Source organism: Cupriavidus agavae, from assembly GCF_004217045.1.
GTDB classification, from domain to species: domain Bacteria; phylum Pseudomonadota; class Gammaproteobacteria; order Burkholderiales; family Burkholderiaceae; genus Cupriavidus; species Cupriavidus agavae.
On sequence record NZ_SGXM01000001.1, the window covers coordinates 404,369 to 426,566 of the forward strand.

The following is a 22,198-nucleotide window of genomic DNA, read 5'->3' on the forward strand; positions in this document are numbered from 1 at the left end:
AGTCAGCGTGCGGCGGGCACGGCCGGGTCGGTCGGGATCGTCGGCAACGGGTCGCAATCGGGGTCGACCGCGGGCCGGCATGTCCGGATGCGCCCTTGCGCGCCGAGCCTGACCTGGCGCTGCGCCGCGTGGCAACGCAAGTGGAACGTCGCGGCAAAGAAGCCGCCCCGTTCAGACCGTGAGTATCCCACAGCTGTCAAGCGCAGGCTTTGCGGGCCCCCGGCCCCGGCGGTGCCGCGCATCGCGACGCGCAGGCACCGGTCGGGCAACCGCACCACCGAGAACGGCGGCCGGTCAGGGCCGGCGCCGGGCGCCACTTCGGCCAGTTGCCAGCCCCGGTCGAGCGTGGCGGCGCTGGCTGCCGGCGAGAGCCGCACCTCGGTGCGGCGCGCGGCGGCGGTGGTGCGGGCCAGCGCCAGCGAGGCCGCCAGCCGGTCCGCCGCCTGGGACACCCGATACTCGTCCAGCAGCGCATCGAGCGCCGGCCAGGCGCTCAGCAGCAGGATGGCCGATATCGCCAGCGTCACGAGCAATTCGACCAGGCTCAGGCCGCCTGCCGTGCGGTTTGTCGTCGGGTTCGTCGTCGGGTGCGGCATGTCAGCACCCCTCCGGTAAAGGCACGGGTGCGGCGCCGGGCAAGGGCAGGGAAAGCCACTCGCCGCTGCTGCGCAGGAGCAACGTCCCGCACCGGTCGTCGCGGTACGTGGGCGTCGCCCGCAACTCGACACAATGGGTCAGGTCCGTTCCGGGGCACTTTGTTGCAGTCAGCCAGTACCGGGTGCGTGCGGGCTGCGGCGGCACCGGTGCCGGCCATTCGCCGGCCGGAATCGGGCTGGCCGGTGCGCTGGCGAACGATGACGAAATCAGTGCGTGCCGCTCCATCGACAACATCGCCGAGACCAGCGCCGCACGCCCCTGGACGCGCCAGCCCCGTTCCGCATGCCGCTGCCAGGCCGGCAACGCCACCGTGATCAGCAGCGCGGCGATGACCAGCACGACCATGACTTCGGCGAGGCTGAAGCCGGACCGGTTGACCGTCACACTAGATAGATAGGGCGTCATGGCGATGTCCCGATCAGTTCGCGCCAGCCGAGCCGCCCGCGCCGGCGGTGCCATCGGGCCTGCTGCATCGGGATGGCGGTTTCGCCATCGATACGCCATAGCGTCAGGTCGAACGTGTCGCGGGTGGCCGTACCCGGCGCGGGTGACGCGGCACCGGGGCTGGAGGATTCGGTCAGGACAGGCGCCGCAGTGCGCCCCTCCCACGGCAGGCCGGTGACGGCCGGCACAGGCGCGCCAGTTGCGTCCCGCACCGTGACCGATGTGCCGCTGGCGGCATCGACCAGATAACTGCGCCATTGCCCATCCGGCGTCAGCGTGGTGAAGCCCAGGTGCACCGGGCTCGGGCTGTACAGCGTGTCGATCTGCTCGCCGGGGTGCGGCAGTTGCAGGGTCCATCCGAGATCTCCGGCGCGGGTTTGGGATGAGCTGGCACCGAGCACGACGCCTTCACCTTTGGGCACCGCCTCGACGCGCACCGGCTCGTGGCGCCTGCCGGGCCGGTCGGGGATGGCGGACAGTTCGCCGTCGCTGCCGTACAGCACGAGCGGCCCGCTGCCCGTCTGCACCACGACCGGCGGCTCGGTCGATCCGGATTTGCTGGACGAAAGACGATGCATGCAGGTTGGCGGCGCCGCGTCGGCACCGCGCCACAGGTGTTCAAGCCCGAAGCGCCAGAGCCTGCCCCGGTCGTCGGTGGCATAGGCGGCGCGCGCCACGCCGCTGGCGTCCTGCTGCACGGTCGCGGCCAGCAGGCTGGCAGCGGTCGGGGAAGCAAGCCCGCAGCCGGACTTCGGCAGCGCGATCCGGGGCACCTTGCCCGATGCCTGCCAGAGGCGTGCGGAGCGATCGAGCGGCAGCAGGGCGAGCGCGGCCGGCGTGGCGCTGCGGGTGTCCGGCGCCAGCAATGCCACGGCGGCCCAGCGGCGCACCCCGTATTCCATCCACATCGCCGCCCGGACCGGTCCACTGCCGGACAGCGGGAGCGACGCACTGGCGCTGACTTCCCAGACCAGCCCGATGGGCGTGGCGTTATCCGGCGCCGAAATATCGAGCACGAAAAGCGTGGCCGACTGGCTCCCGGCCGGGGCCTTGCCGGCCGGAATCGCGCATAGCAGGAGCGTGCGCCAGGTGCCGGCGGGGTCCGCATCGATACTTTCTGGCCGGGGGCAGGGCGGTGTGAGCAGCGGCGTATCGGGCGTATCGGGCGTATCGGGCGTATCGGGCGTATCGGGCGAGGCGAGCGATGCAGCCGCAGCCAGCGACGCACGCGGCACGAAGCCAGCCAGTTCGCGGCCAGTCACCGCATCGAAGCCATGCAACATGCCGTCGCGCGTGCCAAGCCAGACCGTGGTGGCCCGCTGTGCATGGCGATTGCGGAATGGGGTATGGCCCGGCTGCATCGGCAGCCAGCGGGGTGGCGGCACCACGTGGACCCGGGCGCCTGTACCGCTGGCCAGCCGGGTGTCGCGCGGCCGCTGCGAGGGGTCGGGCGTTGCGCCTCGCAGCCACGCGAGGCGGGCCGTGCCGGTTCCGAAGGGCGGCAGGGCATCGAGCGCCGCCTGGGTTTCGCCATCGAGCGCATGCCAGCGCAGTGGATCGAGCCGGTCGCCGCCCAGATAGAGCCGGCGCTGGCCGATGTCGGTCTGGTCCAGCAGGGCACCGGCTTCCCATTGGGTGAGAACCGCGGGGTCCGGCAGCGGTGCTGTCCGGAACGCCAGCGCGTGAAGGCGGCCGGTCCACGGATACGCGCCAGCCGAAACCCGGTAACCGAGCGGTAGCTGGCCGGGGGTGGCCGATGCCGGCAAGGCAAGGCACGCGAGCAGGCAGAGGGTCAGGATCAACCTGGCGGTCATGGCTGGAACTCCGTCTGCAGCACCACGCGCACGGCGGGGTCGCGGCCGAAGCCCACGGCAGTGACCGTCATGCGCGGCCAGATGCCTGCCGCCGCGTCGACACCGTCTCGTAGTTCTACGAGATAGCGCGGGAGCGCCGTGGCGCCAATGACATCGTCGGGCAGCGCCGGCAGTTGTGCGCCGGTGAACGCCCCCAACGGGACACCCAGCCCATCGACCGCCGCGCCGTCGAGCCAGGGCTGCCAGTGGCGCCGATCGCCCTCCGCATGGCAGAGGCCCGCCTGCGCGCCGGTCCCGCAGGTCCCTCGCCCCGGCCATGCCGAAAGGCGCGCACCCCCGGCTGTGGCGGCGGCCAGCAGGTCGGACTCGGCATCGTGCAGGGCGGCTTCGGCGGCGCGAAAGGCGATCTCGCGGTCGAGCTGCTGGCTCGCAAGCTGCCGTCCGGTCAGCAGGAAATGGATGGCCGCCGTGCAGATGCCGCCCGCGAGCAGCAGCATCGTGGCGACGAACGCCAGCAGCGCCGCGCCCCTGTGCCTGCGACCGGTCAGCATAGCCGCTCCAGGCACGGCGACGCGTTGCGCAGCCGGATCGTGGTGACGAACGCGCGGCGCCGGAGCCGGGGATGGGTGGCGGGCTGGAACAGCGCGTCCTCGGCGCGGGCGGTGCCATCCTCGGGCGGCAGCAGCACGAGCCGCTGGACCATGCCGGGCGGCACGGTTGGCCGCTCGCCGCGCACCACCACGGCGACCTGTACCGCCCGCACGCGGTGCCAGACCCCGTCGCCCATGCTGCTGGCGGTGCGCGCGGAGACGAAGCGCTCGGCCATGCCGTCGCCGTCCGCATCGATGCCGTAGCGCAGTTGCAGGCTCTCGACGCCGCGCACCAGCGTGCCGGCGGTGTAGGCATCGGTGCGCACGCGGGTGTCGTGCCGGCGCGGATAGCGGCACAGCAGTTGCGGCACGCCATCGCCGGCGATGCCTATATAGAAGAGATTGGCCGCGGCGTGGTAGGGCAGGGCGCCGCCCTCGGATGGCATGGCGCGTGCCGGCAGCGCGTAGCCGCCACAGTCGCTCATGGTGCCATCGGGCAGGCCGGGGTCTGCCGCGACGCCGCTGCCGGACGTGCGCACCAGCAGCGCATCGCTGCGCAGCACGCCAACGCGGGCGCAGCGCAGTTGGGTGTCCACGGAAGGCTGGGCGCAGTCGTCGCGGCCTTCGATCGGCGGGACCGGCGCCGGGTGGGAAGGCGCCAGCGCGACATGGCCGGGAATCCAGCCCGCCTGCCGTATCGCATGGCCGATGATTGCCAGCGCGCGCTGGCCGCGCTCCTCGATCTCCACGCTGTCCGCCACGCTCGCATAGCTGTCGCGCGTGACGCGGAACGTCAGCAGCAGCGCCAGCGTGACCAGCATGCCAAGCGCCAGGCCGACCATCATGCCGGTCAGCGTGAAGCCATCGTCGTTTCTCCAATTTCGCCGGGCGCGTTTCATGGCGACACCCATAGCGCGATGCGCGTCGGCAAGACCGCGCCTGAGGCGATGCGGGGCGCCGCTTCGGCCGGGAGCGTGGCCACGGCCAGCCGCATACCGGGGAGGCAGCCGCGTACCGGTGTGGCAGCTTCGCACAGCGCCACGCGCGACGCGTCGCCGCTGACCAGCGGCCAGCCGGCGGTGCCCACCCCGGCGCCAACCTCGGCGCGCTCGGCCGCCAGCCGCAGCGTGCCGATCCAGCGCTCGTGCTCGCCGCTCCAGCGCAGCCAGCCGGCCGCCAGCGTGGCCAGCGGCACCATGGCCAGGCCCACCAGAGCGGTGCAGAGCAGGGACTCGAACAGCGTGAAGCCGGCGCGGCGGCTACGCCGGGTCAGCGGAGGAAGGCAGAGGGAAGTCGGAGACATCGGGCATCGGTTCGGAAGGAACGGATGCCCACGTTAGCGGCGGACCGGACCTGAAAACGTGTCCGGATGTTGTGGTTTTGTGGAAATGTGTGTCCGAAACGCGGAGATGCCGGCTCGGCTTGATCCTAGACAAACTCGGCGTTAATGCGCCTGGGTCGGCAGCGCGCAATAGGTCGCGTCCGGCACCGGATTGCAGACGCGCGAGCGGCCCAGCAGGCTGACTTCGACGATGCGCTGGCTTTTGGTCGAGTCGTCGGCCAGTTGCACCGACATGAACATCTGCGCCTTGTCCTTGGTCTGGGAATAGCCGACCGGCGAGAACGATATGTACAAGTTGTCGCCGGTGGAGGCGGTGGTCGCTTCGACCCCGGCCGGCAACGCGTCGTACACGGTCACCAGCGTGTCGACCCCCTCGGTGTACGTGCCGTCCGGCGCGGCATGCTCGTTGAACACCCGCCAGCCGTTCTTCCAGTCCCCGTCGACCGGCGCTACCGTCACATAGCTGTTGGTGGCCGCCGCCACGGTGCGCGCCTTGGTCATCGCGTTGTTGAGGCTGTCGGCGGCCGTCATCAGGCGCTGGTTCTTCATGAAGGCGGTCATGCCGGGCATGGCGAAGCCGATCAGCACCACGCCCACGGCCACCGTGACCAGCAGTTCGATCAGCGTGAAGCCGCGCGGGCGGGCCAGCCGGGGTCGGGCGAGGGTCATGGCGTTCACCAGCAGGTTGCGTCGGTCTTGGCGGCGGCCGTGCCGATGATGACGAGCTTCTCGCCGGTGCTGCGCAGCACCAGCGTGTCGCACGTGGGGTCGGGGAAGTTCGCGGCCGGGGTGGCGCGCAGTTCCACGCATTGGCCGTCGCTGCTGCCGCAGTTGATGTTCGCGGCGACGGTGTACTTGGCGCCGGCCTGGCTGTCGCCCGAATACTTCTTGTAGTCCTGCCACACCGTGGTCGTGCCGGCGCCGTAGTACGTATTCACTTGCGAGAAATGGCGCTCGAACAGCTGCATGTTCTCCATCAGGGCCACCTTGGCCTCGGTGCGCCGGCCCTTGCGCACGAACTCCTGGTACGACGGATAGGCGAACGCCGCCAGGATGCCGATGATGGCCACGGTGACCATCAGTTCGGCCAGGGTAAAGCCGGCCTGGCGCCCGCGTGGAGAGGTGTGCATGGTGGCCCTCGGCATCAGTTCATCTTGAAGTTGCGGACTTCGCGCCAGCCCTGGCGACCGTTGCGTTTCTGGGTCTCGACGCCGCCGCCGCCGGCAGTGGGATTGCCGCCGCTGCCTACCGAGAGCGTGCCGTCGGCCCCGAAGCTCAGTACGCGCGTCGTGGTGGTCTGGATGTTGCCGCCCACGGAGTCGCGTGCGTCGGAGGTGCGGGTCGTGACGATGATCGTCGGCGCCCCCAGCAGGCCCGTGGCCTTGACGCCGGTCGTACCGTTGACCGGCAGGCCAGTCAGCACATTGAGCGTGTACTCGCGGCTGCCGCCCGACGTGTTGCAGCTGTCGATCGACGTGTAGACCGAGTTGAAGTAGAGCAGCCCGCCCGAGAGCGCAGATGAGGTGATCTGGCGTTCGGTCTTGTCGAGGAAGTCCATCACCCAGCCCGGCTTGGCGCGGCCCGAGTAGCCGAGCGGCAGCGGGGTGCCGGTGTAGGTGATGGCGGAGCCGTTCGCCGTGTACTGCATCTTCAGTTCGTTCAGTTCGCTGCGCTGTCCGGCGTAGTCCGCCGTGTTGCCGTCGAAGATGCCGTAGAACGAGTTGCCCGAGGCCGGCGTGGGGTCGGCGTCGTTGATCTCGTAGTACTTGCCGGTGCCGAATGCCACGAGGAAGCCGCCCGGCGCGTAGGCCACCGAGGGTTGCATCGTGATCGGCTGGCGTGCCTTGGTGGCCTTGTCCGTGGCGATGAACATCGGTGTGCCGGCCACGCCGCCATAGGCGGGCAGGGCGCCGTCGTCGCCGGCGTGCCAGGTGGACTTGCCGCCCGACAGCAGGAACTTCCACAGGTTGCCTTGCAGGTCGCCGGCATAGGCGGCCAGCGCGGCGCCGGTGCTGCCGGCCACCACCACCGGCGTGCTCATGCCGTTGGCGGTGGTGTAGGGCGGCACGGCCTTCGGGCCCGGCGGCGTGATCTTCCAGTAGTTGGTGCCGAGCAGCCACTTCTCGGTGGCGCCCTTGTCCAGCGAGAGGATGAACAGCGTGGACGGTGCGTCGGCGTTGAAGCTCTTGTCCTCCAGGTTCGAATTCAGGCCGTTGCCGACGATCACGAACCAGCCGTACTGCGCCACGCCCTTGCTGTCCTTGCCGGTCATGAGCCTGGTGATGACGGGCTTGCCCATCAGGTTGCCCATGTCCTTGTCGTCCTGGTCGGTGAACTCCCACAGGACGTTGCCGGCGCCGAACGTGGCCGGATCGGTCACGTCGAGTGCGTACACGCCCTGCGCGCCGCCGCCGAAGCCGCCGGCCAGCACGGAGCGCCACCTGTCGTTGATCTGCGCCTCGGTCACGGTGGGCGTGGCATCGACATAGGCGCGGTGGTTGTAGGTCTGCGAGGTCAACTGGTTCAGCGTGCCGAACAGCGCGTTCGGCACGTAGGCCAGCACCTCGTCGCCGGTGGTGGCGTTGAAGCCGTGCAGCATGCCGTCGTTGGCGCCCACGTAGACGATGGGCGTGCGCGACTCGTAGGTGTTGAAGAACGTGCTGTAGCCCGTGCCGATGCGCGATGGCGCCGGGGCGCCGACATAGACCGGCGCCGAGTTGATGATGTCGCCCAGGCGGGTCTGGCGCTGGCGGAACACGCCGCCATTGCCCAGGCCGTCATTCTCGCTGCCCCGGTCGCCGCGCAGGAAGTCCAGCCGCTTGCTGCCCTGGCCGTCGTTGGCGCCGGTGTCGGGGTTGGTGTTCAGCAGTGCCTGCTGGTCCTTGGAGATGCCGTTCCACTGGAATGCCGTGCCGCCGGTCAGCGGGTTCAGCGTGTAGATGGCGCGCGAGGCGATGGTGCGGCCGGCCAGCCGCGAGCCGGCCTCCCACTTCTGCGTCGACGAGATCGAGACCGAGCCGTCCTTGCCGCGCACCAGCGGGTAGGCGGTCAGCTTGCCGTTCCACTGGCTGTCGTAGCCGGGGGTGTAGACGGTCTGGTCCGTGTAGACCGTGTTGCTGCTCAGCGCGATGCCAGCCAGCGTGCCGCCCGAGTTGGCCACCACGTCGAACACCTTGCGGATCGAGCGGATCATGTCGGCCGGCTGGCTGGCCAGGAACCAGTTGGTCGGCAGGTTGGAGCCGGGGGCGGTCTCCCACTCGGTGCCGCTCGTGGTCAGCTGGCCGTTGACCAGCGTCTTGAACGGGTTGCCGTCCTCGTTGCCGCCGTCCTTGATGGCGTTGGCGAAGCCGCCGTACTTGGCGCCGAGGTAGATCTGGCTGGTGCGCTTGCTGTCGACCGTGCCGTTGCCGCCTTCGTCCACGTCGATGCCGAAAGTCGTGACGCGGGCCTCGGGCATGTCCGGGCGGAAGGCCGAGGTGTGGGCCCAATACGCCACGCCGGCGAGGTAGTACGACGAGCCGTCGGCGGTCGGGTGGGTCTTCGAGCCGAGGCCCTTGAGCGACGTGTTGGGTCGGGCGTTGCCTACGTTCGGGTCGTTCGCCTCCAGCGCCCCGACGCGGTTGGTCCAGTCCATCACGTCGAAGCCGCTGTACGAATCCTTGGCGCGCGCCTGGTCGCCCCGGTTCGTGATGGTGTTGCCCGGGATGAAGTTGTCCTGGTGGGTGTTGATGTCGCCGATCGTCAGCACGTAGTTGCGCTGGCACCGGTTGAGCATCGGATCCGTCTTCCAGGTGTTGTAGACCGCGAAGTTGGCCGCGTTGGCCAGGCTCTCCACCGCCTGCGTGGTGGGCCCGCTCGGGTGGAACTGCAGGTAGCGGATCGATTCGTAGAACAGTTCGCTCAGCGGGTCATAGGTCTTGTAGACGCCCTTGGGGTTGTTGGTGGGCGCACCCATGTCGCCAAGCGTGGTACGGCCGAACTTGTTCAGGTAGTTGATTACGCCGCTGTTGCCGGTGCTGTCCGACAGCGGGTTGGTTGCCAGCACGCCGTAGGCATCCCACTCCTTGGCCGTGTTCGTGATCGTCTTCAGGTCGGTGTTGACCGCCGAATTGCCGAGGTACTTCATCGGCGCGCGCAGCACGCCGCCGTAGCGCTCCTGCGGCGCGTTGGAATTCTTGTAGTTGTCGTTCAGGTAGCCGAAGGCGGCAAAACGCACGCGCTCGGCGTTGCGCTGCATCTCGCCCACGGGCTTGTAGTTGGTGCCGTCGTAGCTGAAGCAGAGGTCGGTGCGGCTGGTGGCCTCGCTGCTGTCGCAAACCTGCACCTGGGCGCGGTAGCTGCGGCGCTCTGTAACGTTTTTGTTGCGATCTACCTTGTCGGCGTACTCGCCGGGGCTGTCGCAGTTCGAGCCGCTATCGGAGTCGGAGAAGAAGACATGGTTGCCGCACGACACTGTGTACAGTTTGTTGTACTTGTACGGGGTGACATCGCTCGGCGCCACGCCGTTGACCTTGTTCTCGATCGACTTGACCGGAAAGTTCTGGCCGTTGCGGAAGAAGTCGGCCTGTAGCACGGCGCGTTGCAGCACGGTCTGGGTGCGGGAATCGACCACGCGGTCGCCGCCGGTCATCGCCAGGCGCAGCATGTCGATGGCCGAGGATGCCGCCCAGTTCATGAAGTTGCCGCTGAACTGGCCCGAGCAGGTGCGCGTGGCCGACGCGTTGCCGGCAATCTTGAAGTAGCCGGCCGTCGCGTCGTAGGTGTAGCACTTCGCGCTATTGAAGTAACCCACGTACTCGGTGGACGGGCTGTAGGCGCTGCGGTAGGCCGCGCCCGTGGTCGGGTACTCCACCGACAGCGCCAGCAGCAGGTTCGGGTGCAGGTTCTGCACCTTGCCGTATAGCGGCGTGGTGGCGATGGAGACGGTCGGCACGGTCGGCGTGGGGGCCGCGAGGACCGTGGTGACCGTGGTGGCGAGGCATAGCGCTACCAGTGGCAGCAATCGTTGCAGGATCTTCATGACGTCGGTCCCGGTGCGTTGGCTGTTCTTGCGGAAGTTGAGGCTGGGCGGAGGGCGGACGTCAGTTGCTGTCCTTGAGGTAGTACATCTGCACCATTGCCCGCGTCGTGTCGTTGGGGCCGAAGCCGAGCGCCGTCACCCGATAGATATAGGTCGGCGGCGCCTCGCCCTGGCTCGCGTTCTCGCCGTTCACCTTGTTCTGGAAGAGCTCGATCAGGTAGCGAGGCTTGCGCGCCGGGGTCAGGCCGGTGCCGGTCGGAAAATCCAGCCCGGTGAACGTGCCGTACTCGACCGTGTTCGGCCCGACGGTGGCGGTCCAGTTGACCGTGTCCCAGATATTCGACGTGGTCCAGGTGGCGCTGGTGTCGCAGAGGCCCAGCGTCGGTGTGTCCTTGTCCTTGCTCGTGCCGCAGCCCACCGTGAAGCCCTCGGGCTTCTCGGGGTTGAATCGGGCGGCCCGGCTGCCTCGCTTGATGTCGATCTCCGCGTCCCGCAGCGCCGCCTCGGCGGCCTGGAACGCGATCTCGAAATCGCGGGCGTTGCGGGTGCTGCGCTTGGTGTCGAGTGCGGCCCGCGCGCCGGCCAGCGCCAGCAGCGTGATCACCAGCAGCATGATGACGGCCGTGATCAGCGCCACGCCGCGCTGGCTGCCGGGGCGGGGCAGGGCGCCGCCACATGCCTTCCGGGCGGTCAGAAGTAGCATGCCGGGTCTCCCTCGAAGCAGCTCAGGTAGTTGTGCAGCTGCACGGTGGCCGTGAACAGCTTGCGTGCGGATTTCAGGTCCTGGGCGGGCTGGAACGTGGCATCGGCAACGTTCGCGCCGAGCGTGCCGAACAGGCTGAAGCTGCCCGGACCGGCGGCGTCGGCGCTGGCGTTGTCCGCGCGGATCACCATCGCCACCTTCACCGTCACCACGTTCTTCCAGTCGGTGGCGTTCATGGCGGCGGCGGCCACGTACTTGTCAGGCACCATGTCGCCGTTGACCGTCACGCCGTAGAGCAGTTGGAAAGACTCCACGCCGGGCACCAGTTCCTCGTCGGCCAGCGGGTCGTCCAGCAACTCCTGTCCGGCCGCGTCGCGCGGGCGGTAGCGGCACTTCAACGCGGGCTTGCCGCTGGCGCCCGCGCCCACGTACAGCACGGCCAGGCCGCGCTGCCGGGCCGCCTGGCCCTGGTCGGTGTAGCCGGCGACGGCCTGCCCTGAGCAGTCGATCGTGGAGCCGTCAGGCTTGTTGGTATCGTCCGAGTTGCCGAAGAACCGGATCATCACCGCATCGCTGTTGTTGATCGCGGCACCCTGGCCGCAGGTCAACTGTTCGAGTTCGTTCGCATCCGGCGCGACGGTTGGCGCGGCGCAGCGGTCCAGCCCCGACAGCATCGGGTCCTGGACCACCATCAGGCCGCCACTGCCCTGTTCGTCCTTGCTCGGCGGCGTGAAGGCGGTCTGCCGCAGCAGCCGCGTGACCACCGACATGGCGAAATTGCCACGTTCCTGCAGGTTGGCGTTGTCGTCGATCGTGGCGTAGCTGCTGCGGCTCATCATGTAGAACGAGAAGCCGGCGGCCAGCAGCAACAGGGTCAGCACCAGCGTGACCATCAGCTCGACGAGCGTATAGCCGGCGGCGCGGTGCGGCCGGAAGGGGAGGGCGCGGCGCATCAGTTGCTCGCTCCGGGCAGGACCACCACGGCAATCTGGGGCTTGGCGTTGCCGCGCGCGTCGGTGGCGTCGGGCTGGTTGCTGCCGTTGGATTCGGTGAAGCGCGATACCCAGCCGATCTTGATCACGAGCGGCGTCGAGGCGGCACCGCCAGCGCCAGGCACGCAGTTCCAGCTGAAGCCGGTGTCGTTGTTGAACGAGGAGGCATCGCGGCAGATCACCGCGCGGCCTTTCGGCAGGTTGGACTGCACCTGGCGCGACAGTTCGGCCTGGTCGAACGCGGCCGTCAGCGGCGCGCAGGTGGCCGCGTTGCCGCCGCAGGCGACCCGGTAGGGATTGGCGTTGTCGGCCAGGTTGGGGATGCCGTTGTTGGTATCGAACGTGTCGTACCCGCCCGCGGTGTTCGTTACGGCGTCGTTGGCGCGCAGGCGGTCCGCCATCTCGTTGGCGAGCTGGAGCGCTACCACGTCGTACGACGATTGCTGGGCGAAGCGGAAAGACTTGATCAGCAGGTTGGCCACGCCCAGCACGCCCACGGCGAGCACGACGATGGCTACCAATGCTTCAAGCATGGTGAAGCCGGCTGCCTCCCGGCAGCGGTATTGACCCATTTTGACTCCCGTCCAATAAACGACAGTTCTTTTTGTTCTGTGCGCGACGCGCTGGCCTTCCGATGGCGTCCGGGCCTCTGTGGGTCCGGTAGTCGCCGGGCTGTTTTCGCCCTTGTTACTGCGTGGAAAGCGCGCGTTCGTTCGCCAACCTCCTACCCGAAGGAGGTTGGTGCAGATTAGACAGCTTTTTCTGTGAAGTGGCTACCCCTTTCGTGGGGTAGGTGTCGCAAACTCGTCGAGAACGTCGCGGAATTCAGACACGTCTTCGAAGCTGCGATAGACCGAGGCAAAGCGGATATAGGCGATCTTGTCGAGCTTGCGCAGCTCGCGCATGACCAGCTCGCCCACCTGGCTGCTGGGGATTTCCTTCTCGCCCAAAGCCAGCAGTTTTTCCTCGATGCGAGTGATCGCTTCGTCGATGGCCTCGGCGGAAACAGGCCGCTTGCGCAGCGCCAGCCGCATCGAATCCTGTAGCTTGCCGCGCGTGTAATCCACGCGGGAGCCGTTTTTCTTGACGATGGCCGGGAAGAACAGCTCGATGCGTTCGTAGGTGGTAAAGCGGCGGTCGCAGGTTTCGCAGCGCCGGCGGCGGCGCACGGTGTCGCCGTCCTCGGAGACGCGGCTATCGAGAACCTGGGTATTGGAGTGACCGCAGAACGGGCATTTCATGCCTGACCACCTGAAGAGAGAAGCCTGCCCGCATTTTGCATCGTTTGATTCGGTTGCGGACGTTTTGGCGAAACAACGGCGCCGCCCGGAACACGCGGCGGCGCCGTCAGTGCGCGCCCACTAACCTGCCGTGGGCGCGCGTCGGTCGCTGGCTCAGCCGTAGACCGGGAAGCGGCGGGTCAGGGCGGACACCTGCTCGCGCACCTTGGCGATGTTGGCTTCGTCGTGCGGGTTGTCCAGCACGTCGGCGATCAGGTTGGCCACCTGGCGGGCTTCTTCTTCCTTGAAGCCGCGCGTGGTCATGGCCGGCGAGCCAAGGCGCACGCCCGAGGTCACGAACGGCTTTTCCGGGTCGTTCGGGATGGCGTTCTTGTTGACGGTGATATGCGCGTCGCCCAGGATCTTCTCGGCTTCCTTGCCGGTAATCTTCTTGGCGCGCAGGTCAACCAGCATGACGTGGCTCTCGGTCTTGCCCGACACGATGCGCAGGCCGCGCGAGATCAGCGTCTCGGCCATGGCGGCGGCGTTCTTGACCACCTGTTCCTGGTAGGCCTTGAACTCGGGCTGCAGCGCTTCCTTGAAGGCCACGGCCTTGCCGGCGATCACGTGCATCAGCGGGCCACCCTGGATGCCGGGGAAGATCGCCGAGTTGATGGCCTTCTCGTGCTCGGCCTTCATCAGGATCACGCCGCCGCGCGGGCCGCGCAGGCTCTTGTGCGTGGTGGTGGTCACGAAGTCGGCGTGCGGCACCGGGTTCGGGTACACGCCGGCGGCGATCAGGCCGGCATAGTGGGCCATGTCGACCATGAAGTAGGCGCCGATCGACCGGGCGATCTTGCCGATGCGCTCGAAGTCGATGCGCAGCGAGAACGCCGAGGCGCCGGCGATGATCATCTTCGGCTTGGTTTCCTGGGCCTTCTTTTCCAGCGCGTCGTAGTCGATGTCTTCCTGCGCGTTGAGGCCGTAGCTGACCACGTTGAACCACTTGCCGCTCATGTTCAGCGCCATGCCGTGGGTCAGGTGGCCGCCTTCGGCCAGGCTCATGCCCATGATCGTGTCGCCCGGCTTGAGCATGGCGAAGAACACGCCCTGGTTGGCCTGCGAGCCCGAGTTGGGCTGCACGTTGGCGGCGTCGGCGCCGAACAGCTGCTTCACGCGGTCGATGGCCAGCTGCTCCACCACGTCGACATATTCGCAGCCGCCGTAGTAGCGCTTGCCGGGATAGCCCTCGGCGTACTTGTTGGTCAGCTGCGAGCCCTGCGCGGCCATCACGGCCGGCGAGGTGTAGTTCTCGGAAGCAATCAGTTCGATATGGTCTTCCTGGCGCTGGTTTTCCTTCTGGATGGCGGCGAAGACTTCGGGGTCGATCTGCTCGATCGTGAAACGGCTGCGTTCAAACATGGCGTGACTCGTCGGTAAAAAGGGGAGCGGATGGCACAAACGGTATGAAGTTCGTAGGCAACCGGCTGCTTGGGGGATACGTCGCAATGCTTCGCGACAGGTCTCGGGATAGGGCGCGCGGGGAAGGCACTGGCCGTCCATCTCCAGCTGGCGTATGCGGCCAGCCGGGGTTGGGGGCACCCTGCTTCCCATTCGCTGCCCAGGCGAGCGGCAGGCGCTGGAGAACTTCACGCCTAAAGATCTTGCGCTTCCTCGTGGTAGTACCCACTGACTTCGCCAGTCGCGCAAGGTGGAATGGTTGCCGCAGAGTTTATGCGAAGGCGCGCCTGGCTGCAAGACAGGGCACGGTGTGCCGCATGCCCGGCGCGGCCCGTGGCGTCAAGCCCTGGCAGGGCATGGCTCGCAACTTGCTGTTGCAAAGTCGCATGCGGGTTAACCAGTGCGCTCCGTTACAATGCCCGCCATGCCAAATTTCGTGTGGCCGCTACGTGTGTACTGGGAAGACACCGATGCGGGAGGCGTGGTGTTCTACGCCAACTATCTGAAGTTCTTCGAGCGGGCGCGGACCGAATGGCTGCGCTCGCTCGGCGTCGGACAACAGGCCCTCGCCGATACCTCCGGCGTGGTCTTCGTCGTTCGCAGTACCGCTGTGGAATACAATGCGCCCGCCCGGCTCGATGACCAGCTGGAGATCCGCACCGTGATTGAACGGGTCGGACCGGCGTCGGTTCATTTCGCCCAGGAAGCGTGGCGCGATGACCGCATGCTCGCCAGCGGCAAGATCCGTGTGGGATGTGTCGATAAAGTCACGTTCCGTCCGGCCCCGATTCCTGCTTCCGTTCTCGCCACTATTAAAGACGCCCGATGAATCCAGTGACCGTCACGCAAGACATGTCGATCATTACGCTGGTGCTGCATGCCAGCCTGCTGGCCCAGGCCGTGATGGCCCTGCTGCTGGTCATGTCGCTGTTCTCGTGGACCTACATCTTTCGCAAGCACATGGCGCTGCGCGCCGCGCGCACGCAGACCGAAGGGTTCGAACGCGATTTCTGGGCGGGCGGCGACCTGCAGGCGCTCTACAACAGCGCCGTGAACAATCGTCACAATACTGGCGCACTTGAGCGGATCTTCGAGTCGGGCATGGGCGAGTACCTGAAGGCCCGCGAGCGCAGCAACGACGCCAGCGCCTTGCTCGACGCCGCCCGCCGCGCCATGCGCGCCGCCTACCAGCGCGAGATGGACGTGCTCGAATCCCACCTGCCGTTCCTGGCCTCGGTTGGCTCGGTCAGCCCGTACATCGGCCTGTTCGGCACCGTCTGGGGCATCATGAATGCGTTCCGTGGCCTCTCGAATGTGCAGCAGGCGACGCTTGCGTCGGTGGCCCCTGGTATCGCCGAGGCGCTGGTCGCCACGGCCATCGGCCTGTTTGCTGCCATTCCCGCCGTGATTGCCTATAACCGCTATGCCACCGAGATCGATCGGCTGGCCATCCGGTTCGAGAGCTTCATGGAAGAATTCCAGAACATCCTGCAGCGTCAGAGCCGCTAAACAGTCGAGGAGCATCCCCCATGGCAGCCATTCAGCGCCGCGGCGGTTCGCGCCGCCGGGCCAGCGCCGAGATCAACGTCGTGCCGTACATCGACGTGATGCTTGTTCTGCTGGTGATCTTCATGGTGGCGGCTCCGATCGTGAGCCCGGCCGTGGTGGACCTGCCGTCCGTGGCCAATGCCACGCCGCAGCAGCAGACGCCGCCGATCGTGGTCACCGTGCATGAGGATGGCGCGCTGACGGCGCGCGGCAAGGACGCCTCGGGCGGCTCGTTCGAGCGCAAGCTCGACAAGCGCGGGCTGATCGATTTCGTGCACCAGCGCCAGAACGAGAATCCGGACCAGCCGGTGGTGATTGCCGCCGACCGTGCCGTCAAGTACGAAGCGGTGCTCGACGTGATGTCCGTGCTGAAGGCCGACGGCGTGAAGCGCGTCGGCCTGATGGTGAAGTCCAAGTAAGCGTTTCCAGCGTCCGACATCGCATAGTGGCCACCCTTTCGTCACGCCAACCGCAACCACGCGCCCCGCGCGCCCGGGCCGCCGCCTATCCGTACGAACCGGTGCGCGAGCGCGGCACCACGCGTGCGTTCGTCGCCGCGCTGTTCATGCACCTGCTGCTCGGCATCGTGCTGTACTTCGGCGTGCAGTGGCAGAGCAGCACGCCGGTAGGCGCCGAGGCCGAGCTGTGGGAGGAGATTCCCGACGTCACGCCGGCGCCGCCGCCGCGCCCCGTGGTGCAGCCGACGCCCGTGCCGCCGCAACCGGCCGTGCGCAGCAAGGTCGAGGAAGCCGCCGACATTGCGCTGGAGCAAAAGAAGCGCAAGGAAGCCCAGGAGGCGGCCGAAGCCGAGGAGCGCCGCGAGCAGCAGCGCAAGGAACAGGAGCGCAAGGACGCGCAGCGCAAGGAAGAACAGCGCCAGCAGCAGATCGAGGCGCAGCGCAAGGAAGACGCGAAGAAGAAGGCCGACAAGGACCGCGCCGACAAGGCCGCCCTGGCCGCGAAGGAAAAGGAAAAGGAAAAGGCCGAGCAGGATCGCAAGGAAGCCGACGCCAGGGCGAAGGCGGACGCCGACAAGCAGGCGAAAGCCAAGGCCGACGCCGAGAAGCAGGCCAAGGCGAAGGCCGATGCCGACGCCCGGGCCAAGCGCGAGGCTGCGGCCAACGCGCAGCGCAACAGCGAGCTGGCGCGCCTGAAGGCGCTGGCCGGTGGCGGCACCGCCGGTGCCACGGGCGGCGGCGTCGGCAATTCCGCGGGATCGGGCGCGGGGTCGGGCGGCAAGGCGTCGCCGGGCTATTCGGACAAGGTCCGTCGCCGGGTGAAGCCGAACATCATCTTCAGTGGTGATGTAGAGGGCAATCCGGCCGCCGTGGTGGCGGTGAGGCTGGCGCCGGACGGCTCGATCCTGTCCAAGCGGCTGGCGAAGTCGAGCGGCAACGCAGACTGGGACAATGCCGTGCTGCGTGGCGTCGACCGCTCCGACCCGCTGCCGCGCGACGAGGACGGCAAGGCGCCGTCGTTCGAGTTCACGATCACGGTCCGGCCCAAGGACTGATCGGGAAGCGGCGAAAAAGCCATGATTTGCAACATAATGCAACCTTCATCGTGGGGCTCCGGTCCCATCGCTACCATGAACGGTTGCCTGACGCGGCCGGCAAGCGTGCAAGACGCACGCGGAAATGGGGCATGCGCCAAGCCGCATGCCATCCGTGGTGCCGAACCTGCTGTGCCCGCCGTACCGATGAATCCTGATATCGACTGAGGAGCAGCATGCGAAAGCTTTGGGCCCCTAACTGGCTGTCCCGGCGCCAGAACGCCACCCCCACCCGTGACCAGAGCCGGCACGCGCTGATGGCGTGGCTGGCGGCGGCGCTGATGTCCGCCGGCGTGGCGCACGCGCAACTGAACGTGGAAATCACCGGCGTGGGTTCGAACCAGTACCCGGTGGCCACTGCCAACTTCCAGGGTGAAGGGCAGGGCGCGCAGAATCTGACCGCCGTGATCCGCAGCGACCTGCAGAACAGCGGACGCTTCAAGAACATCGACCCGGCCGGCGCCACCGTGGCCGAATCGGCCCAGGTCGATCTCGGCAGCTGGAAGGCCAAGGGCGCCGACGCCTTCGTGGCCGGCAGCGTGACCCCCGCAGCCAACGGCCAGTACGAAGTGCGCTTCCGCCTGTATGACACGGTCAAGGGCCAGAGCCTGGGCGGGCTGGCGTTCACGGTATCGCAGAGCCAGCTGCGCGTGACCGCGCACAAGATCGCCGACTACATCTACGAGAAGCTGCTCGGCGAGCGCGGCGTGTTCGCCACGCGCCTGTCGTACGTGTCGAAGGTTGGCAACCGCTACCAGTTGCTGATTTCCGATTCGGACGGCCAGAACGCCCAGGTGGCGCTGTCCAGCACCGAGCCGATCATCTCGCCGTCGTGGTCGCCCGATGGCCGCCGCGTGGCCTATGTCTCGTTCGAAGCCCGGAAGCCGGTGGTCTACGTGCATGACCTGGCCACGGGCAAGCGCACGCTGGTGTCGAACCAGAAGGGCAACAACAGCGCGCCGTCGTGGTCGCCGGACGGCCAGCGCCTGGCCGTGGCGCTCTCGCGCGACGGCAACACCCAGATCTACCTGGTCAATGCCGACGGTTCGGGCCTGCGCCGCATCTCGCGCAGCAGCGCCATCGACACCGAGCCGCAGTTCGCGCCGGATGGCCGCAGCATCTACTTCACGAGCGATCGCGGCGGTGCGCCGCAGATCTACCGCATGCCGGCTGGCGGCGAGGAATCGGGCGCCGCGCAGCGCGTGACGTTCAAGGGCGGCTACAACGTCAGCCCGCGCGTCTCGCCGGACGGCAAGTACCTGGCCTACATCTCGCGTTCGGGCGGCTTCCGCCTCCAGCTACAGGACCTGGCCAACGGTGACGTTACTTCGCTCACCGATACGTCGAACGACGAGGCCCCGAGCTTCGCCGCCAACGGCAAGTACATTCTTTACGCCACCCGCGTGGGCGGCCGCTCGGTACTGGCGGCGGTCTCGACGGACGGCCGTACGAAACAGGTTCTGTCGCTCCAGTCCGGCGAGGTTCGCGAGCCGTCCTGGGGCCCTTTCATGCAGTAATTGAGTCGTAGACAAAAAAGAGGAGTCTCTCAGCCATGACCAAAATGATGACGAAATCGCTCGCCCTCGCCGCCCTGCTGGCCCTGGGCGCCTGCAGCTCGGGCGTGAAGCTCGACGACGCCTCCAAGGCCGGTACCGGCACGGGCGGCGGCGCACAGACCGATCCGCGCGCCGTGGCGCCGGTGACCGTCGACCCGCTGAACGACCCGAACGGCCCGCTGGCCAAGCGCAGCGTGTACTTCGACTTCGACAGCTACACCGTCAAGTCGGACTACCAGAGCCTGCTGCAAGCCCACTCGCAGTACCTGGGCGCCAACAAGAGCCGCAAGATCCTGATCCAGGGCAACACCGACGAACGCGGCACGAGCGAGTACAACCTGGCACTGGGCCAGAAGCGTGCCGAGGCCGTGCGCCGTTCGCTGTCGTCGCTGGGCGTGCCCGAGTCGCAGATGGAAGCCGTGAGCCTGGGCAAGGAAAAGCCGAAGGCCACCGGCCACGACGAAGCCTCGTGGGCCGAGAACCGCCGCGCCGACATCGTCTACTGATCGACTGACTGATCCACGGAATAGCTTTCATGAATGCTCGTGTATCCACCCTGCTGTGGCTGGTCGCCGTCTCCGGCGGCGGCTTGCTGGCAGCCAGCTCCGCGCACGCCGGCGTGTTCGACGACGACGAGGCGCGCAAGGCCGTGATCCAGCTGCGGGACCAGTTCAACGGTTTCCAGGCGACGGCATCGCAGCGTATTGACCAGAACAGCCGCCAGCTGCTCGACATGCAGAACCAGATGGAAGGTCTGCGTCAGGAGGTGGCGCGGCTGCGCGGTCAGAACGAGGTGTTGCAGAACACGGTGGATACGCTGACGAAGCAGCAGAAGGACTATTACGCCGACCTCGACGCGCGCCTGAAGAAATTCGAGCCGCAGCAGGTCACCGTGGACGGCAAGGAAGGGCTGGCTCAGCCGACCGAGAAGCCCGAGTACGACGCCGCGCTCAAGCAGTTCCAGTCGGGCGATTTCAAGGGCGCGGGCAATGCCTTCTCGGCGTTCGCCAAGAAGTATCCGCAAAGCCCGTACCTGCCGCTGGCGCAGTTCTGGCTCGGCAATTCGCTCTACGCGCAGCGCGACTACAAGGGCTCGACGTTCGTCCTGCAGAACATGGTGCAGCAGTTCCCTTCGCACGCGAAGGTGCCTGACGCCATGATCGCCATCGCCAACAACCAGTTCGAATCCGGCCAGAAGGCGGCCGCGAAGAAGACGCTGGAGACGGTGGTGTCGAAGTATCCCGGCACCGAAGGCGCCCAGGCCGCCAGCAACCGGCTGAAGACGCTGAAGTAACCGGAACGATCCGGCAGGACAGGAAGAAACCCGCGATGTTGGCGGGTTTTTTCTTTTGGGGGGCTAAAATACGCGCTTCGCCCTTCGCGGCGTGACTACAGCGCGCTTGTGCCGCGCGCAACCCCGATGACCAAACGTGCAATCGTCCTGCTTTCCGGCGGCCTGGACTCCGCCACCGTACTCGCCATGGCCAACGCGGCCGGGTTTGAAACCTACGCGCTGTCGATGCGCTATGGCCAGCGCCATTCCTCCGAACTCGACGCGGCGAAGAAAGTTGCCGCCGCGCTGGGCGCCCGGCGCCACGAGATCATCGATCTCGACCTGCGCCGGTTCGGCGGCTCCGCGCTGACCGACGATGCGCTCGACGTGCCGACCGATGGCGAAACTGGCGGAATTCCGATTACCTACGTGCCGGCGCGGAACACGATCATGCTGTCGCTGGCGCTCGGCTGGGCCGAGGCCATCGGCGGGCGCGACCTGTTCTTCGGCGCCAACGCAGTGGACTATTCGGGCTATCCCGATTGCCGGCCCGAGTACGTGGCCGCCTACGAAGCGCTGGCCAACCTCGCCACCAAGGCCGGTGTCGAGGGCGATCGCTTCCGCGTGCATGCGCCGATCATCGACATGACCAAGGCCGAGATCATCCGCGCGGGCGTCAAGCTTGGCGTGGACTACGGCCTGACCGTATCGTGCTACAAGGCCGACGATGCGGGCCGCGCCTGCGGCGTCTGCGATTCGTGCCGCATCCGCCGGGCCGGCTTCGAGCAGGCCGGCGTGGCGGACCCCACGCAGTACCAGCCGGCCGCCTGAACGGCCGGCATCCACCATAAAAATAGTAGTCCTACGAGCCAAAGCCCCTGAGACATGCCTGAGATCGACATCCCCGCCATCACGCACACCGTGCTGCTGGGCACCTTCCTGCTGACCTTCCTGTTCGGTGCCGTGCTGCAGCGTACCCACTTCTGCACGATGGGCGCCGTGTCTGACATCGTCAACATCGGCGACTGGAGCCGCATGCGGATGTGGGTGCTGGCAATCGGCGTGGCGATGATCGGCACCGGCGTGCTGGCCTGGGCGGGGCTGATCGATCCGACCCGGACGATCTACACGTCGGCGAAGCTCGGCTGGCTCTCGGCGGCGGTGGGCGGCCTGATGTTCGGCTTCGGCATGGTGCTGGCGTCGGGCTGCGGCAGCAAGACGCTGGTGCGGATTGGCGCCGGCAACCTGAAGTCGCTGGTGGTGTTCGTGTTCCTCGGACTCTCGGCCTACATGACGCTGCGTGGCCTGTTCGGCGTGGTGCGTGTCAATACGGTCGATGCCGTGGCCGTGACGCTGCCATCGACGCAGGATCTGCCCTCGCTGGTGGCCCAGGCTACCGGCATGGCGCGCAGCACGCTGCAACTGGCGCTCGGGCTCGTGCTGGGCGGAGTGCTGGCGGTCTGGGCGCTGCTCGGCAACGGCTTCCGCACCTTCGACAACCTGCTCGGCGGCGTGGCCGTGGGCCTGATCATCGTCGGCATGTGGGTCGTGTCGGGCCATCTTGGCTATGTGCCGGAAGACCCGAACACGCTCGAAGAACTGTTCGTCGCCACCAACAGCGGCCGCATGGAGAGCCTGAGCTTCGTGGCGCCGTACGCGTACACGCTCGACTGGCTGATGATGTTCAGCGACAAGAGCAAGGTGCTGACCATCGGCATCGTCAGCGTGTTCGGCGTGATCGCCGGCGCCTGCGCCTATGCGCTGGTGTCGCGCACGTTCCGCTGGGAAGGCTTCGGCAATGCCGAGGACGTGGCCAACCACATGGTGGGCGGCATCCTGATGGGGGCGGGCGGCGTCACGGCGCTGGGCTGCACGATCGGCCAGGGGCTATCCGGCGTCTCGACGCTGGCGCTCGGCTCGTTCATCGTGCTGGCCACGATCATCGCCGGCGCCATCCTGGCGTTCAAATATCAGATGTGGCGTCTGGAGAGCATGGCCTGAAGGCGGCCTCCGGCTTGACACCCAG

23 protein-coding genes and 1 riboswitch are annotated in these 22,198 nt (G+C 67.4%); of the genes, 9 read left to right on the top strand and 14 right to left on the bottom strand.

Going from position 1 to position 22,198, the window contains the following annotated elements:
• Positions 1-2 precede the first annotated feature (2 nt).
• The 14 genes from EV147_RS01865 to glyA all read right to left on the bottom strand — a co-directional run bounded on the left by EV147_RS01865 (position 3) and on the right by glyA (position 14,204).
• Complete coding sequence (locus EV147_RS01865) at positions 3-596, bottom strand: GspH/FimT family pseudopilin (protein WP_130389428.1); 594 nt, start codon at positions 594-596, stop codon at positions 3-5.
• A 1-nt stretch (position 597) separates the two neighbouring features.
• Entirely contained in the window at positions 598-1,062 is a 465-nt protein-coding gene (locus tag EV147_RS01870; protein ID WP_130389429.1) for a type IV pilin protein, read from the bottom strand.
• Positions 1,059-2,915, bottom strand: coding sequence for a pilus assembly protein (locus EV147_RS01875; protein ID WP_157994657.1), 1,857 nt, complete (start codon positions 2,913-2,915; stop codon positions 1,059-1,061). Before EV147_RS01875 ends, EV147_RS01870 begins: the two co-directional genes overlap by 4 nt.
• On the bottom strand, positions 2,912-3,466 hold the full coding sequence (locus EV147_RS01880; protein ID WP_130389430.1) for a pilus assembly PilX family protein: 555 nt from the start codon (positions 3,464-3,466) through the stop codon (positions 2,912-2,914). The genes EV147_RS01875 and EV147_RS01880 overlap by 4 nt, the downstream gene beginning before the upstream one ends.
• Positions 3,460-4,404 (bottom strand): PilW family protein, encoded by a 945-nt coding sequence (locus tag EV147_RS01885; RefSeq protein ID WP_235844579.1) that lies wholly within the window; start codon positions 4,402-4,404, stop codon positions 3,460-3,462. The genes EV147_RS01880 and EV147_RS01885 overlap by 7 nt, the downstream gene beginning before the upstream one ends.
• A complete protein-coding gene (locus EV147_RS01890) occupies positions 4,401-4,808 on the bottom strand; it encodes a hypothetical protein (protein ID WP_130389431.1) in 408 nt (135 codons plus the stop codon). Before EV147_RS01890 ends, EV147_RS01885 begins: the two co-directional genes overlap by 4 nt.
• A gap of 141 nt (positions 4,809-4,949) precedes the next feature.
• A complete protein-coding gene (locus tag EV147_RS01895) occupies positions 4,950-5,516 on the bottom strand; it encodes a GspH/FimT family pseudopilin (protein WP_130389432.1) in 567 nt (188 codons plus the stop codon).
• Between the two features lie 5 nt (positions 5,517-5,521).
• Complete coding sequence (locus EV147_RS01900; protein WP_130389433.1) at positions 5,522-5,977, bottom strand: type IV pilin protein; 456 nt, start codon at positions 5,975-5,977, stop codon at positions 5,522-5,524.
• A 14-nt stretch (positions 5,978-5,991) separates the two neighbouring features.
• A complete protein-coding gene (locus EV147_RS01905; RefSeq protein WP_130389434.1) occupies positions 5,992-9,867 on the bottom strand; it encodes a pilus assembly protein in 3,876 nt (1,291 codons plus the stop codon).
• Between the two features lie 61 nt (positions 9,868-9,928).
• Entirely contained in the window at positions 9,929-10,570 is a 642-nt protein-coding gene (locus EV147_RS01910; protein ID WP_130389435.1) for a pilus assembly PilX family protein, read from the bottom strand.
• Positions 10,558-11,523 carry a PilW family protein gene (locus EV147_RS01915; RefSeq protein ID WP_130389436.1) on the bottom strand — a complete coding sequence of 322 codons (966 nt, stop codon included), beginning with the start codon at positions 11,521-11,523 and terminating at the stop codon, positions 10,558-10,560. Before EV147_RS01915 ends, EV147_RS01910 begins: the two co-directional genes overlap by 13 nt.
• The gene (gene pilV, locus EV147_RS01920) at positions 11,523-12,134 is read right to left on the bottom strand and encodes a type IV pilus modification protein PilV (protein ID WP_130389437.1); all 612 of its coding nucleotides are present in this window, start codon (positions 12,132-12,134) and stop codon (positions 11,523-11,525) included. Before pilV ends, EV147_RS01915 begins: the two co-directional genes overlap by 1 nt.
• A 201-nt stretch (positions 12,135-12,335) precedes the next feature.
• The gene (gene nrdR, locus EV147_RS01925; RefSeq protein ID WP_130389438.1) at positions 12,336-12,803 is read right to left on the bottom strand and encodes a transcriptional regulator NrdR; all 468 of its coding nucleotides are present in this window, start codon (positions 12,801-12,803) and stop codon (positions 12,336-12,338) included.
• A 153-nt stretch (positions 12,804-12,956) separates the two neighbouring features.
• Entirely contained in the window at positions 12,957-14,204 is a 1,248-nt protein-coding gene (gene glyA, locus EV147_RS01930) for a serine hydroxymethyltransferase (protein WP_130389439.1), read from the bottom strand.
• Between the two features lie 190 nt (positions 14,205-14,394).
• A riboswitch (ZMP/ZTP riboswitch) is annotated at positions 14,395-14,498 on the bottom strand.
• Between the two features lie 169 nt (positions 14,499-14,667).
• Here glyA and ybgC point away from each other — a divergent pair.
• From ybgC to EV147_RS01975, 9 genes are all read left to right on the top strand, one after another.
• Positions 14,668-15,072, top strand: a complete 405-nt coding sequence (gene ybgC / locus EV147_RS01935) for a tol-pal system-associated acyl-CoA thioesterase (RefSeq protein WP_130389440.1) — start codon at positions 14,668-14,670, stop codon at positions 15,070-15,072.
• Positions 15,069-15,752, top strand: a complete 684-nt coding sequence (gene tolQ / locus EV147_RS01940; protein ID WP_198680157.1) for a protein TolQ — start codon at positions 15,069-15,071, stop codon at positions 15,750-15,752. The genes ybgC and tolQ overlap by 4 nt, the downstream gene beginning before the upstream one ends.
• Before the next feature lie 20 nt (positions 15,753-15,772).
• Positions 15,773-16,210 carry a protein TolR gene (gene tolR, locus EV147_RS01945; protein WP_130389441.1) on the top strand — a complete coding sequence of 146 codons (438 nt, stop codon included), beginning with the start codon at positions 15,773-15,775 and terminating at the stop codon, positions 16,208-16,210.
• 26 nt (positions 16,211-16,236) lie between these two features.
• The gene (gene tolA / locus EV147_RS01950; RefSeq protein ID WP_130389442.1) at positions 16,237-17,304 is read left to right on the top strand and encodes a cell envelope integrity protein TolA; all 1,068 of its coding nucleotides are present in this window, start codon (positions 16,237-16,239) and stop codon (positions 17,302-17,304) included.
• Between the two features lie 215 nt (positions 17,305-17,519).
• Positions 17,520-18,860, top strand: a complete 1,341-nt coding sequence (tolB, locus tag EV147_RS01955; RefSeq protein ID WP_130389443.1) for a Tol-Pal system beta propeller repeat protein TolB — start codon at positions 17,520-17,522, stop codon at positions 18,858-18,860.
• 35 nt (positions 18,861-18,895) lie between these two features.
• On the top strand, positions 18,896-19,405 hold the full coding sequence (gene pal / locus EV147_RS01960; RefSeq protein WP_198680158.1) for a peptidoglycan-associated lipoprotein Pal: 510 nt from the start codon (positions 18,896-18,898) through the stop codon (positions 19,403-19,405).
• A 29-nt stretch (positions 19,406-19,434) separates the two neighbouring features.
• On the top strand, positions 19,435-20,193 hold the full coding sequence (gene ybgF, locus EV147_RS01965; protein ID WP_130389444.1) for a tol-pal system protein YbgF: 759 nt from the start codon (positions 19,435-19,437) through the stop codon (positions 20,191-20,193).
• 126 nt (positions 20,194-20,319) lie between these two features.
• Positions 20,320-21,003 (top strand): 7-cyano-7-deazaguanine synthase QueC, encoded by a 684-nt coding sequence (queC, locus tag EV147_RS01970; protein WP_130389445.1) that lies wholly within the window; start codon positions 20,320-20,322, stop codon positions 21,001-21,003.
• A 54-nt stretch (positions 21,004-21,057) separates the two neighbouring features.
• Positions 21,058-22,173, top strand: a complete 1,116-nt coding sequence (locus EV147_RS01975) for a YeeE/YedE family protein (protein WP_130389446.1) — start codon at positions 21,058-21,060, stop codon at positions 22,171-22,173.
• The last annotated feature ends 25 nt before the right edge of the window (positions 22,174-22,198 follow it).